This window comes from Streptomyces sp. NPDC026377, from assembly GCF_055567715.1.
Genome location: NZ_JBVHPV010000011.1, coordinates 201,069 through 214,130, shown reverse-complemented (window position 1 = coordinate 214,130; position 13,062 = coordinate 201,069). Strand labels below are relative to the sequence as shown.

Here is a 13,062-nt window from a genome sequence, read left to right as displayed (position 1 = left end):
GGGCGGGACCGGGGGAACGTGTCCCGCCCGCGCCGTTCGCGCCGAGCCCTGGGTACGGGGGGAACCCGGGCTCTGTGCGCCGCCGATGACCAGTCGGCTCACTTCCTACTGCGCCGCCCGGCCCAAAAGTGTCACACCTGTCGTTCGACCCGGTGTGCGAGCGCCCGCCCGGCGCTCTGGAGGGCCGTGTCCACGGGCGCGGGCGGGCGCTGCGCCGCGTGCGCGCGGGAGGCCGGCGGAACGGACGGTGTGGCGGGCGGCAGGGCCGGGGCGCTCATGACGGGGAGGGCCGGCAGCCCGGGAAGCGCGGGTGAGCCGTTCGCGGGCGGCGTGGCCCAGCTCACGGTGGGCAGCTTCAGGACGGAGCCGTCACGGCCGCCCAGGCCGCCGAGGACCCCGCCGTGACCGCCGTGGCCGTCCCCCTTGCCGTCCTTGTCGCCCTTGTCGCCGGAGCCGCCCTTGCCGCCCGACCCGCCTTTGCCGCCCCTGCCGCCCCTGCCGTCGGAGCCGCCCTTGCCGCCCCGCTCGGCCTGCTCGATCACGCTGTCGCAGAACTGCTTCACCTGGTCGGCGCCCAGAGCGGCGATTTCCAGCCGGTGGCGGCGCGTCTGGTCCAGGCGCCCGGAGCGGTAGTCGCGGCAGTACTCGACCTTCTTGGCGGCCCAGTCGTCCTGCCCGCCCCCGTCCGCGGGCGCCGGGTCCGGCGTCGTCCTCGGGGCCGGGGTGGTCCCGGGCACGCTCGCGCCCGGGGTGGCGGACTGCCCCGGCGCGGTCCGGCCGGGAGCGGGCGACCGCGGACCGGCGGGTGTGCCGGTGCGCCCGGACGGCGAGCCGGAGGAGATCGGGGACGGGGTCGCGGCGGCCGACACGGACGACACCGGCTCGGGGTCGGCGGTGCCCAGGCCGGGCAGCACTCCGGTCCCGGCGGCCATGGCCACCCCGCCCAGGGCGCATCCGGCGATCGCCGCGGCCAGGCCGAAGCGGACCGGGCGCAGCGTGCGGCGGGGTGCGCGGGGGGAGCGCGGCTCGCGCCCCACCCGTACGACGGTGTCGGCCGGGGCGCCCATGGGGGCGCCGCCCTCGGCGCGGGCGTGGCGGAACGCGGCCAGCGCGGCCGCCTCGCCCGGCAGCTCCCGGGCGCCCGGGGCGTCCATGGCCTGGCGTACGTCCGGGCCGGCCAGCGCGCGCAGTACGGCGGAGAGCCGTTCGGCCTGCTCGCGGGCGCGGTCGTCGGCGGGAACGACGCTCTCGCCGCGCAGCAACCGCTCCGCGGCGTCCTCGTCCAGCCATTCGTGGCGCTCGTCGGCCATCACATGTCCTTCTGCGTCGGCGCGCCCGATTGCGTCACACCGCACGACCGATTCCGTTGCGGCGGCACCCCGCCGAGGTCCGCCGGGCCGTTCTCCGTACCCAGCAGTTCGGCCAGCCGCTTGAGGCCGCGGTGGGCGGCCGTGCGTACCGCGCCGGGCCGCTTGCCCAGGGTCGCGGCCGCGCTCTTGGCGTCGAGCCCGACGACCACCCGCAGCACCACGGCCTCGGCCTGGTCCTGCGGGAGCTGGGCGATGAGCGCCATCGTACGTCCGGTGTCGAGCGCTTCCATCGCCTCGCCCGCGGTGTCGGAGTCGGCGGGGCGGCCGGTCAGCTCGGTCTCGTCGCCGCCCACGGCGGGGCGCCTGCCGCGCATGCGGATGTGGTCGAGGGCGCGGTTGCGGGCGATGGTGGCGGCCCAGCCGCGGAAGCGGTCGGCGTCGCCACTGAAGCGGTCGATGTCCCGCGCTATCTGGAGCCACGCCTCGGACGTCACGTCCTCCGCGTCGAACTCGCCGACGAGCGAGCGGGTGTAGCCGAGCAGCCGCGGGTGCACCGCGCGGTACACGGCACGGAACGCGCTCTCGTCGCCGCCCTGTGCCGCGAGTATCGCGGCGGTCAGCTCCGCGTCTTCCCCCTGCACTCCCCGCACCTTGCCCTGGTGTCGCAGCTGGTCTGGCTGCCGCGCCGAGCGGCGCGAAGGAGCACGCTACGGCCTCGGCGGCGGTTAAGTCCATTACTCGTACAACTCGCAACAATTCGCTGACGGAGCGCGGTGTGACAGAAAACGCAGTCATGGCGCTGAGAGGAGTACGGGGTCGCCACACGGCCCCGACGGAAGACGGCCGGGGCCTCTCCTGTGGGGGGTGGCGGCCCCGGTCGTCCTTCCGCGCGGGTGCCGCCCGTCCCGCGCGGACGCGCGCCCGTCACGACGACCGGTCCCGCTCGGCCTCCATGCCCTGCGCGAGCCGCCGCAGCCCCCGGTGCGCCGAGGTGCGCACGGACCCGGGGCGCTTGCCGAGGACCCGCCCGGCCGCCACCCCGTCGAGTCCGGCCACCACCCGCAGCAGCACCGCCTCGGCCTGTTCGCGCGGCAGGGTCGCGATCAGCTGGAGCGTCCGGCGGGTGGCGAGGAACTCCAGGGCCGCCTCGGCCGTGTCCTGCCCGCCCGGCAGCTCCAGCGCCTCCTGGTCGAGCCCGACCGTCCTCGGCCTTCGCTTCTGGCGGCGCAGATGGTCCAGGGCGCGGTGGCGCGCGATGGTCGCGGCCCAGCCGCGGAAGCCCGCCCCGTCGCCGTGGAACCGCCCCAGATCACGGGCGATCTCCAGCCATGCGTCGGAGGCCACGTCCTCGGCCTCGGTGCCCACCAGCGACCGCGTCTGGGCGAGCAGGGCGGGGTGGACCAGGCGGTAGACGACGGCGAAGGCCCGCTCGTCGCCGCCCTGGGCACCGGCGACGGCCGCCCCGAGCTCCGCGTCGTCGCTCCGTGTCCGGCCACGGCGCCGGCCCCCGCCCCCCATGGTCTGTTCTGCGCGCGGACGGCCGGAAGTGTCACAGCCGGGACGGCCGGGCCGGGCGGAGGCTCACCCGAGCTTGTCGGCGAGCTCCTTGAAGTCCTCCCACTCCAGGGCCGGGGTGCGCGGGTCCCACAGCTTCTGGGCCATGGCCCGCAGCGGCATCCGGATGCCCCGGGCCACCTGGTCCTGGGTCTGGGCGTCGGCGCGGTCGCACCAGACGGCGAACCGGGCGCCGAGGACCTGGCCGGAGTAGCGGTCGGGGACGGGCTCGGTGCCGCGCAGCACCAGCGGCGTCCACTCCTGGTAGATGCGCCGGCCGGTGGGGTACTTGAAGGCGTTGGGCTCGCCCAGGACGTAGTACAGGTACTCGTCGTTGAGGTTGACCGTCCTGCGGCCCTCGGCCAGGTACTCCTCCGGCGCGCGGGCGCCGAGCTCCTTGCCGGTCCAGTACTCGACCTCGCGGGCCGGGTCGGGGGCGACGGAGGTGTCCTTGAAGTAGCCGTCGTTCCAGGCCTTGAACTTCTTGCCGTACGGGCGCAGCGCCGCTGCCCGGTCGTTGAGCCAGCCGGTCGCCAGGTCCGCTATGCCGGCCTTGGGGCCGTACTTGGCGCGCGCGGCCTCGGCGAGCCCCGGGTAGGAGGCCGCCGGGTCCTTGGCCGTCAGCGCCAGGTACTCGTCGCCGCCGAGGTGCCAGTACGCGCCGGGGAACAGGTCCGCGTACTCGCGCAGCAGGTCGTCGACGATCCGCGCCGCGTCCGGGTTGGCTATGTCGACCGCGCCCTGGACCGTGCGCCCGCTCGCGCCGCGCAGCGCGAGCGCCGGGTGCGCCTTGATCACCGCGCCCAGGTGGCCCGGCGAGTCGATCTCCGGGACCACCTCGATGTGCAGTCGGCGGGCGAGCGCGACGATCCGCTCGACCTCGCGCTTGCTGAGGTGGTCGCGCGAGACGACCTCGGGGTGGGAGGAGGACTCGATGCGGAAGCCCTGGTCGTCGGAGAAGTGCAGACCGAGCTGGTTGAGCTTCAGGTCGGCCATCTCGCGCAGCCGGTTCTCGATCCAGCCCGCCGTGAACGGCTTGCGCGCGATGTCGAGGTTGAGGCCGCGCTGCGGCCGGTCGGGCCAGTCCTCGACGACGCCCTCGGGCATCACCCCGCCGTCGCGCAGCGCCTGCTTGAGGGTGCGGGTGCCGTAGAAGACCCCGGCCTCGTCGGGACCGGTGATGCGCACGGTCCGCTCGCGCACGGTCAGCGCGTACGACTCGGGGGTGGCCTTGGCCCTGGGGTCGAGCGCCAGCTCGATGTCCCCGGCCCGGGGCGCGGCCCCCTGCACGTACTGCCGGTCGAGCTCCTCCGCGAGCAGCTGCGCCTCGTCGGCCAGGGTCTCGCTGCCCGCGGGCACGACGATCCGGGTGGCGGCGACGGGCCGGAAGCCGGGGCCCCGGGCGGGCTCGTGCTGGCGTACGGAGGGGATGGTGCGGGGCGGCGAGGAGATCGGGTAGATCTGGGCGGGCGAGGGGGTGGCGCCGGGCTTGGGGTCGACCCGGCCGCCGTGGCCGCCGTGGGTGTCGTCCTCCGGCCAGACCAGCACGGTGAGCACGAGGGCGGCCACCGCCGCCACGGCGACACGCGCCATCAGGGCGCCCCGGCTGATCCGGGCCGTCCGCTCACCCCGGGCGCCGTCGGCGCCGCCGGCACTCCTGGACTGCGACATCACTCAGAATCCTCCCATACGGGAACAACCACGGCGAAAGCGAGGCGGGAAACCCGGGAGTCGTCCACTATGCGCGTTCCACCCCTCACGTCCGGGTGAAATGCGCGCGACCGGTGGGCACCCTCCACCCCGCGCCGACAGCGTGGCGGCACTCGCACCCCTCCTTCACCTCCCACCTCCCCGCTTGCGCGTCTGTCCGTGGTTCTGCCGTCTCTCACCGGCGCGCCCCGAAGCCCCGGCCGGCCGCGTTCGCCGTCCGCCTGGAGGAGCCGGAACGCCGTCCGGCGAGGCCCCCGCCCGCGCCCGGAGGCGACCGCCGCCACTCCATCACACTCCCCGCGCCCCGGGCCGCCCGGCGATACCGGGCCAGCTCCCCGCCAACCCCCTCATTCCGGACCCGTACGGGCCGGACGGCGGGGCGCCCCGCCGACTCGCCCGTGCCCGGATCACCCATCTCCCGGCCAACCACCCGGAAGCGGACACGACGGACGCGCCCGGTGGACCCGTCCCCACCACCGGCGCCTCGGCGCCCCGTCCGGGCCGCCCCTAGCCCGTCCGTGGCTGATTGATTGCCTGTTTGATCACACCTGAGGACCCCGCGCGAACGAACCGACATCTCGTCGCTACGATGACCGGGGCCGGTGGACCGTACCCGGCCGGGTCAGACCGACAGTCAAGCCGGCCGGCCCTAGTCCCCGCTCCCGGAGGGTTTTTCCGTGCCGGCTGGAACGCTGTACCGCGGCCGGGAAGGTATGTGGTCGTGGGTGGCTCATCGAGTCACCGGTGTCCTCATTTTCTTCTTCCTGTTCGTCCATGTCCTCGACACCGCTCTCGTGCGTGTCTCCCCCGAGGACTACGACAAGGTCGTCGCTACCTACAAGACGCCCATCGTGGCGCTTCTGGAGTACGGCCTCGTCGCCGCCATCCTCTTCCACGCGCTCAACGGTCTCCGCATCATCGCGGTCGACTTCTGGGCCAAGGGCCCCCGCTACCAGAAGCAGATGCTGTGGTCCGTGGTGATCATCTGGCTCGTTCTGATGGTCGGCGCGCTGTACCCCGTGCTCGGCCACGCCGCCCGCGAACTGTTCGGGAGCTGAGGACTGACATGTCTGCCGAAACCACTTCCGCGATCGGCGACGTCGAGGCCACCGGCCTGTACGACGCCGACAACCCCGCGCCGCTCATCGAGGCCCCGCGCAAGCGGACCAAGAAGACGCCGAAGTCGACCCGTACCAACTTCGAGCTGTACGGCTGGCTGTTCATGCGGCTGTCCGGTGTCGTCCTGGTGGTCCTCGTCGTCACCCACCTGTGCATCCAGCTGGTGCTCGACGGCGGCGTCTCCAAGATCGGCTTCGCCTTCGTGGCGGGCCGCTGGGCCAACCCGTTCTGGCAGGTCTGGGACCTGGCCATGCTGTGGCTGGCGATGCTGCACGGCGCCAACGGCCTGCGCACGGTCATCAACGACTACGCGCAGCGGGACAACACCCGCTTCTGGCTGAAGATGCTGCTCTACACCGCCACGGTGTTCACCGTCCTGCTGGGCACGCTGGTGATCTTCACCTTCGACCCGAACATCCGCTAGGCCACGGGCTGAGGGACTGAGGAATTTCTGATGAAGATCCACAAGTACGACACCGTCATCGTCGGCGCCGGCGGCGCCGGTATGCGCGCCGCCATCGAGGCGACGAAGCGCAGCCGCACCGCGGTGCTCACCAAGCTCTACCCCACCCGCTCCCACACGGGCGCGGCGCAGGGCGGCATGGCCGCCGCGCTCGCCAACGTGGAGGAGGACAACTGGGAGTGGCACACCTTCGACACGGTCAAGGGCGGTGACTACCTGGTCGACCAGGACGCCGCCGAGATCCTGGCGAAGGAGGCCATCGACGCCGTCCTCGACCTGGAGAAGATGGGCCTGCCGTTCAACCGCACCCCGGACGGCACCATCGACCAGCGCCGCTTCGGCGGCCACTCGCGCAACCACGGCGAGGCCCCGGTGCGCCGGTCCTGCTACGCCGCGGACCGCACCGGCCACATGATCCTCCAGACGCTGTACCAGAACTGCGTCAAGGAGGGCGTGGAGTTCTTCAACGAGTTCTACGTGCTCGACCAGCTCATCACCGAGGTCGACGGCGTCAAGACGTCCGCCGGTGTGGTGGCGTACGAGCTCGCGACCGGCGAGATCCACGTCTTCCAGGCGAAGTCCGTGATCTACGCCTCCGGCGGCACCGGCAAGTTCTTCAAGGTGACCTCCAACGCGCACACCCTGACCGGTGACGGCCAGGCCGCCTGCTACCGCCGGGGCATCCCGCTGGAGGACATGGAGTTCTTCCAGTTCCACCCGACGGGCATCTGGCGCATGGGCATCCTGCTGACGGAGGGCGCCCGCGGTGAGGGCGGCATCCTCCGCAACAAGGACGGCGAGCGCTTCATGGAGAAGTACGCGCCGGTCATGAAGGACCTCGCGTCCCGTGACGTCGTCTCGCGCTCCATCTACACCGAGATCCGCGAGGGCCGCGGCTGCGGTCCCGAGGGCGACCACGTCTACCTCGACCTCACGCACCTCCCGCCGGAGCAGCTGGACGCCAAGCTGCCCGACATCACGGAGTTCGCCCGGACGTACCTCGGTATCGAGCCCTACACGGACCCGATCCCGATCCAGCCCACCGCGCACTACGCCATGGGCGGCATCCCGACCAACGTCGAGGGTGAGGTCCTGGCGGACAACACCACCGTCGTCCCGGGCCTGTACGCGGCCGGCGAGGTCGCCTGCGTGTCGGTGCACGGCGCCAACCGCCTGGGCACCAACTCGCTCCTGGACATCAACGTCTTCGGCAAGCGCGCGGGCATCGCGGCGGCGGAGTACTCGGCGAAGGCCGACTTCGTCGAGCTGCCGGCCAACCCGGCGGAGCTGGTCCAGACGCAGGTCGAGAACCTGCTGTCGTCGACCGGCACCGAGCGGGTGTCGGTGATCCGCAAGGAGCTCCAGGAGACCATGGACGCCAACGTCATGGTCTTCCGCACCGAGCAGACGATCAAGACGGCCGTGGAGAAGATCGCGGAGCTCCGCGAGCGCTACAAGAACGTCTCGGTCCAGGACAAGGGCAAGCGGTTCAACACCGACCTCCTGGAGGCCATCGAGCTGGGCAACCTGCTCGACCTGGCCGAGGTCATGGCCGTCTCCGCCCTGGCGCGCAAGGAGTCCCGCGGCGGTCACTACCGCGAGGACTACCCCAACCGCGACGACGTCAACTTCATGCGCCACACCATGGCGTACCGCGAGGTCGCGGACGGCGGCAAGGACTCGATCCGACTCGACTACAAGCCCGTCGTCCAGACCCGCTACCAGCCGATGGAGCGTAAGTACTGATGGCAACCCCCACCCTCAGCAAGGACGACAAGGCCGGCGCGCCGGAGCCCGGCTTCGCCGACTCGCCGTACATCACGGTCACCTTCCGGGTCCGCCGGTTCAACCCGGAGGTCTCGGCCGAGGCGACGTGGCAGGACTTCCAGCTGGAGATCGACCCGAAGGAGCGCGTGCTCGACGGTCTCCACAAGATCAAGTGGGACCTGGACGGCTCGCTCACCTTCCGCCGCTCCTGCGCCCACGGCATCTGCGGCTCCGACGCGATGCGGATCAACGGCAAGAACCGCCTCGCGTGCAAGACGCTGATCAAGGACATCAACCCGCAGAAGCCGATCACGGTCGAGCCCATCAAGGGCCTGACGGTCCTGAAGGACCTGGTCGTGGACATGGACCCGTTCTTCCAGGCGTACCGCGACGTGATGCCCTTCCTCATCACGAAGGACACCAACGAGCCGACGCGCGAGCGCCTTCAGTCGGCCGAGGACCGCGAGCGCTTCGACGACACGACGAAGTGCATCCTGTGCGCCGCGTGCACGTCCTCGTGCCCGGTGTTCTGGAACGACGGCCAGTACTTCGGCCCGGCGGCGATCGTCAACGCGCACCGCTTCATCTTCGACTCGCGTGACGAGGCCGGTGAGCAGCGCCTGGAGATCCTGAACGACAAGGACGGCGTGTGGCGCTGCCGCACCACGTTCAACTGCACGGACGCGTGCCCGCGCGGCATCGAGGTCACGAAGGCGATCCAGGAGGTCAAGCGCGCGCTGATCACGCGTCGCTTCTGATCACCCGGGCAGTACGCGACCGAGGCCCCGCTTCCCGTTCCGGGAGGCGGGGCCTCGGCCGTGCCGGGCGCCGGGCTCAGCGCCCCTCGGCGACCACCATGATCCGCCGCAGCATGTCGTTGAGCAGCTCCCGCTCGTCGGGCGACAGCGCCCCCAGCACCCGGGACTCCTCGTCCCCCAACATGTCCATCGCGCCCCGCCACACCGCGCGGCCGGACTCGGTCAGCTCGACGTGGACCCGCCGCCGGTCCGTCGTGGAGGGCGTACGGCGCACGAAGCCGCGCCGCTCCAGCACGTCCAGGCGCCCGGTGACGGACGCGGGCGCGAGGTCGAGGTCCATGGCGAGCTGCGAGGGCGTCGCCGTCCCGCCACGCCCCGCCAGCTTGTGGAGCGTGTCGAACTCCGGCCGGTCGAGCGCGAAGTCGGCCAGGGACCGCTCCCGCACCCGGCGCAGGTGGCCGGAGAGCATCTTCATCCGGGTCACCGCGCCCTCGACGACCGGGTCCAGTCCCGGCAGCACCGGCAGCCAGCGCTCCACGTGCCCGTCGGTCCAGTCCCGCTCTGCCGGGGCCCCCTCGTCTGCGTGCTCCATGCCCCGATCGTACGTACGCGGCCGGACCCGCACTCCTTCGGTTCCGGATATTTCGTTGACGAATTATTCGCTTCCGAAATAGATTCTCGGCATGCCCCTGCCCCAGCCGCCGCACCCGCCGGCCCACCCCCTGCGCACGCGCGCCTTCCGGCTGCTCTTCATCGGCCGCTCCCTCTCCCTGCTCGGCGACGCCGTGATCCCGGCGTCGCTCGCCCTCGCCGTCTTCCTGGCGACCGGCTCCACCGCCGATCTCGCCCTCGTGCTCGGCTGCTCGATGGTCCCCAGACTGCTGCTCCTGCCGGTCGGCGGGGTGATCGGCGACCGGCTGAACGCCCGGACCGTCGCCCTCGCCACCGACCTCCTGCGCTGCGCCACCCAGCTCTTCGTGGGCGTGGAACTGCTCGGCGGCGACCCCCGGCTGTGGCAGATCGCGCTCGCCGAGGCGATCGGCGGCGCCGCCTCCGCCTTCGCGATGCCCGTCCAGGCGCCGCTGATCACCGGGACGGTCGAGGAGGAGAACCGGGGCCGCGCCAACGCGCTGCTGGGGGTGGTCTCCAGCGCCACCCGGGTGGGCGGTCCGGCGCTCGCGGGCGCACTCATCCTCACCGTCGGCCCCGGCTGGGCCTTCGTCCTGGACGCGGCGTCCTTCGCCGTCAGCGCCGCCCTGCTGAGCGCGCTCCGGGTGCGGCACGTGCCCCTCCCCCGCAGTTCGCTGGCCGCCGACCTCAAGGAGGGCTGGAGCGAGGTGCGCTCGCGGGACTGGTACTGGACCAGCCTGTTCGCCCACTCCGCGTGGAACGGCGCCGCCGCCGTCCTGATGACCCTGGGACCCGCCATCGCCTTCGAGGAGTTCGACGGCAGGACGTTCTGGCTGGCCTTCCTCCAGACCGGCGCGGTGGGCCTGCTGCTCGGCTCGCTGGCGGCCGGACGCGCCCGCCCGAGGCGGCCCGTCCTCGTGGCCAACCTGGGCCTGGCCACCTACGCCCTCCCGCTCACCCTGCTCGCGCTCTCCGCCCCGGCGCCGCTCGTCATCGCCGCGTACGGCCTCGCCCAGGCGGGCCTCGGCTTCCTGTCGCCGGTCTGGGAGACGGCGGTGCAGTCGGCCGTCCCGGCCCACGCCCTGGCCCGGGTCACCTCCTACGACTGGCTGCTCTCGCTCGCGGCGATGCCGCTGGGGTACGCCCTCGCTCCCCTGGCCGCCGACGCCTGGGGCACCGGGGCGCCGCTGCTGGTGGCGGCCGTGGTGGTGGGCGGGGCCTGTCTGGCGACGGCGGCGGTGCCCGGGGTGCGCCGGTTCGGGCGCCCCGCCCCGGCCGTGCCCGCACCGGACCGGCCGACCTGCGACAGCGGCTCTCCCGTGGCCGATTAGGCTCGTGCCGTGCCAGCAGAGAACGCGCGTGTGCCCGCAGAGTCCGAGCTCCCCCCGAGCAGGTCCGAGCCCGCCAGGGGCGAGCAGACCCGCACCCTGATCCTGGAGACAGCCATGCGGCTGTTCCAGGAGCTCGGGTACGACAGGACCACGATGCGGGCCATCGCCAAGGAGGCCGGGGTCTCCGTCGGCAACGCGTACTACTACTTCGCCGGCAAGGAGCACCTGATCCAGGGGTTCTACGACCGGATCGCCGCCGAACACCAGGCGGCGGTAAGGGACGTGCTGGACCGCGAGACCGATCTTCAGGCGCGGCTCGCCGGGGTGCTGAGCGCCTGGCTGGACATCGCCGCCCCGTACCACGAGTTCGCCGCGCAGTTCTTCAAGAACGCGGCGGACCCGGACAGTCCGCTCAGCCCGTTCTCACCGGAGTCCGAGCACGCCCGCGAGGCCGCGATCGACGTGCACCGCGAGGTGCTGGCGGGGGCCAGGTCCAAGGTCCCCGCCGAACTCGCCGACGTGCTGCCCGAGTTGATGTGGCTGTCCCAGATGGGCCTGGTGCTGTACTGGGTGTTCGACCGCTCCGAGGGCAGCGAGCGCAGCTACCGGCTCGCCGCGCGCGGCGCCAGGCTGACCACGCGCGGTGTCGCGCTCGCCCGCTTCCGGGTGCTGCGCCCCCTCGTCCACGAGGTCCACGAACTGTTCACGGACTTCCTGCCGGGGATGGCCCAGGCGGCGACGGCCCGCAAGAAGCCCTGAGCCGGGCTCAGATCCAGCCCAGCTCCCACAGCCGCCACACACCGGTCCCGTCCGACAGGTACTGCAGGCCGCCCACGCTGCGGCTGCTGACCACGTAGTCCTTGCCCTGCCACAGCGGGATCAGCGGCACGTCCTCGGCGACCTTGTCCTGGAGCGCCTTGAAGTCGTCGGCGGTGCGCCCCCGGTCGCTGTACTGCTGGGTGCGCTGGATGATGCCGTCGACGTCCTTGTCGGAGTACCCGGTGTGCAGGCTGTTCCCCGTGCCGACCAGCGGCTGGCTGAAGTTGTCCGGGTCGGGGAAGTCCGCGACCCAGCCCGCGGTGTAGGCGTCGTAGACTCCGGCCGCGTAGTTCTTCTGCATCTTCGTCCAGTCGGCCTCGGCCAGCAGGTCGACCTCGAAGAGGCCGCCCTTCTCCAGCTGCGCCTTGAGCAGCTCCGCCTCGGCGCCGTTGGCGGCGAGCTTGCGGTAGGCGAGGGTGAACTTCACGGGGGTGCGCACGTCCGCCGACTTCAGCAGTGACCTCGCCTTCCCGACGTCCACCTTGGGGTAGGCGTCGAAGAAGGCCGTGCTGTGGCCGGTGAAGCCCTGCGGGATCAGCGAGAACAGCGGTTCGACCGTGCCGTCGTAGACCGAGGTGGCCAGCGCCGGGCGGTCGATCAGCGCGGCCAGCGCCTGGCGGACCTTGGTCCTGGCCAGCGGATGGCCGGGCCGGACGTTGATGTTCAGGTTGCGGGTCTCGGCGCCGGGCGTCTCGCTGATGCGGATGTCCGGGTCGCCCGGCGAGAGCTTGGCGAGCACCTTGGGCGGCATCTGCCGGTGCGCGACCTCGACCTGCCCGCCCTTCCACGCCTGGTTGAGCTGGTCGGCCTCGGCGTAGTAGCGCACCTGGATCGGCAACCCCTTCTTGCCGACCGCCCCGCGGTAGTCGGGGTTGGGCTCCAGCGTCGCGCTCCGGCCCCGCTGGAAGGACTTCAGCAGATACGGGCCGGAGCCCACCACGCCGTCGCCCTTGCGCAGCGAGGCCGCCGGGTAGGCATCGCTGTCGACGATCGACCCGGCGCCGGTCGCGAGCTTGGACGGGAAGGTCGCGTCCTTGGTCTTCAGGTTGAAGGTGACGGTGTCGCCGTCGGCCTTGACCGAGCCGAGGGAGGAGAGCAGCGAGGCCGGGCCCACATCGCTGTTGATCTTCATCACCCGGTCGAAGGAGAACTTGACGTCGGCCGCCGTCATCTTCCGCCCCGACGAGAAGGTCAGCCCCTCGCGCAGCTCGCACTGGTACGTCATCAGCTTCAGCCCGATGAACCGGCAGCCACGGGCCGCGTCCGGCACCGGCACCGCGGAGCCGGGCTTGAAGGTGAGCAGGGTCTGGTAGACGTTGCTGTACAGCGCCCAGGAGCCCGCGTCATAGGCACCGGCCGGGTCCAGGGACGTGATCGCGTCCGTCGTCCCGACCGCGATCGGGTCCTTCTTCTTGCCGTCGGACGGCAGCAGCTGCCATCCCCCCACCCCGACGACCACCAGTACCGCGCAAATCGCCAGAATCCGCATACGGATCGACCGCATCGCCGTGCTCTCCTCGCAACGCCCCACCCTTCAGGGCGTGCCGAACCCCCTCGCGCACCCCTGTGATGGCGCTCACCCAATCACACGGGTTTCACAT

Annotated in this window: 12 protein-coding genes; 6 read left to right on the top strand and 6 right to left on the bottom strand. The window is 72.2% G+C overall.

Features of this window, described 5'->3' with window-relative positions; translation table 11 throughout:
• Positions 1 to 131: 131 nt before the first annotated feature.
• The 4 genes from ACZ4MU_RS23395 to ACZ4MU_RS23380 form a co-directional block, all read right to left on the bottom strand.
• Positions 132 to 1,310 (bottom strand): hypothetical protein, encoded by a 1,179-nt coding sequence (locus ACZ4MU_RS23395; RefSeq protein WP_467879723.1) that lies wholly within the window; start codon positions 1,308 to 1,310, stop codon positions 132 to 134.
• Entirely contained in the window at positions 1,310 to 1,951 is a 642-nt protein-coding gene (locus ACZ4MU_RS23390; protein ID WP_467879720.1) for an RNA polymerase sigma factor, read from the bottom strand. Before ACZ4MU_RS23390 ends, ACZ4MU_RS23395 begins: the two co-directional genes overlap by 1 nt.
• Before the next feature lie 283 nt (positions 1,952 to 2,234).
• The gene (locus tag ACZ4MU_RS23385) at positions 2,235 to 2,828 is read right to left on the bottom strand and encodes an RNA polymerase sigma factor (protein ID WP_467879718.1); all 594 of its coding nucleotides are present in this window, start codon (positions 2,826 to 2,828) and stop codon (positions 2,235 to 2,237) included.
• A 63-nt stretch (positions 2,829 to 2,891) separates the two neighbouring features.
• Positions 2,892 to 4,457, bottom strand: coding sequence for a family 20 glycosylhydrolase (locus ACZ4MU_RS23380; RefSeq protein ID WP_467879860.1), 1,566 nt, complete (start codon positions 4,455 to 4,457; stop codon positions 2,892 to 2,894).
• 794 nt (positions 4,458 to 5,251) lie between these two features.
• Here ACZ4MU_RS23380 and sdhC point away from each other — a divergent pair.
• The 4 genes from sdhC to ACZ4MU_RS23360 are packed head-to-tail and all read left to right on the top strand — an operon-like array spanning position 5,252 to position 8,681.
• Positions 5,252 to 5,632: a succinate dehydrogenase, cytochrome b556 subunit gene (gene sdhC, locus ACZ4MU_RS23375; protein WP_467879715.1), complete on the top strand. Its 381-nt coding sequence runs from the start codon at positions 5,252 to 5,254 to the stop codon at positions 5,630 to 5,632.
• An 8-nt stretch (positions 5,633 to 5,640) separates the two neighbouring features.
• Positions 5,641 to 6,117: a succinate dehydrogenase hydrophobic membrane anchor subunit gene (locus ACZ4MU_RS23370; protein WP_467879713.1), complete on the top strand. Its 477-nt coding sequence runs from the start codon at positions 5,641 to 5,643 to the stop codon at positions 6,115 to 6,117.
• Positions 6,118 to 6,147: 30 nt separating this feature from the next.
• Entirely contained in the window at positions 6,148 to 7,902 is a 1,755-nt protein-coding gene (gene sdhA / locus ACZ4MU_RS23365) for a succinate dehydrogenase flavoprotein subunit (protein WP_467879711.1), read from the top strand.
• On the top strand, positions 7,902 to 8,681 hold the full coding sequence (locus ACZ4MU_RS23360) for a succinate dehydrogenase iron-sulfur subunit (RefSeq protein ID WP_467879709.1): 780 nt from the start codon (positions 7,902 to 7,904) through the stop codon (positions 8,679 to 8,681). The genes sdhA and ACZ4MU_RS23360 overlap by 1 nt, the downstream gene beginning before the upstream one ends.
• A 76-nt stretch (positions 8,682 to 8,757) precedes the next feature.
• Here ACZ4MU_RS23360 and ACZ4MU_RS23355 read toward each other — a convergent pair whose 3' ends face one another.
• Entirely contained in the window at positions 8,758 to 9,273 is a 516-nt protein-coding gene (locus tag ACZ4MU_RS23355; RefSeq protein WP_467879706.1) for a MarR family winged helix-turn-helix transcriptional regulator, read from the bottom strand.
• Between the two features lie 91 nt (positions 9,274 to 9,364).
• Here ACZ4MU_RS23355 and ACZ4MU_RS23350 point away from each other — a divergent pair, with 91 nt between their 5' ends.
• Both ACZ4MU_RS23350 and ACZ4MU_RS23345 read left to right on the top strand, forming a co-directional pair.
• Positions 9,365 to 10,642 (top strand): MFS transporter, encoded by a 1,278-nt coding sequence (locus ACZ4MU_RS23350; protein WP_467879704.1) that lies wholly within the window; start codon positions 9,365 to 9,367, stop codon positions 10,640 to 10,642.
• A gap of 30 nt (positions 10,643 to 10,672) precedes the next feature.
• Complete coding sequence (locus tag ACZ4MU_RS23345; protein ID WP_467879857.1) at positions 10,673 to 11,401, top strand: TetR/AcrR family transcriptional regulator; 729 nt, start codon at positions 10,673 to 10,675, stop codon at positions 11,399 to 11,401.
• 7 nt (positions 11,402 to 11,408) lie between these two features.
• Here the strand turns inward: ACZ4MU_RS23345 and ACZ4MU_RS23340 are convergent, their stop codons facing one another.
• Positions 11,409 to 12,965: an ABC transporter substrate-binding protein gene (locus tag ACZ4MU_RS23340; RefSeq protein ID WP_467879701.1), complete on the bottom strand. Its 1,557-nt coding sequence runs from the start codon at positions 12,963 to 12,965 to the stop codon at positions 11,409 to 11,411.
• Between the last annotated feature and the right edge of the window lie 97 nt (positions 12,966 to 13,062).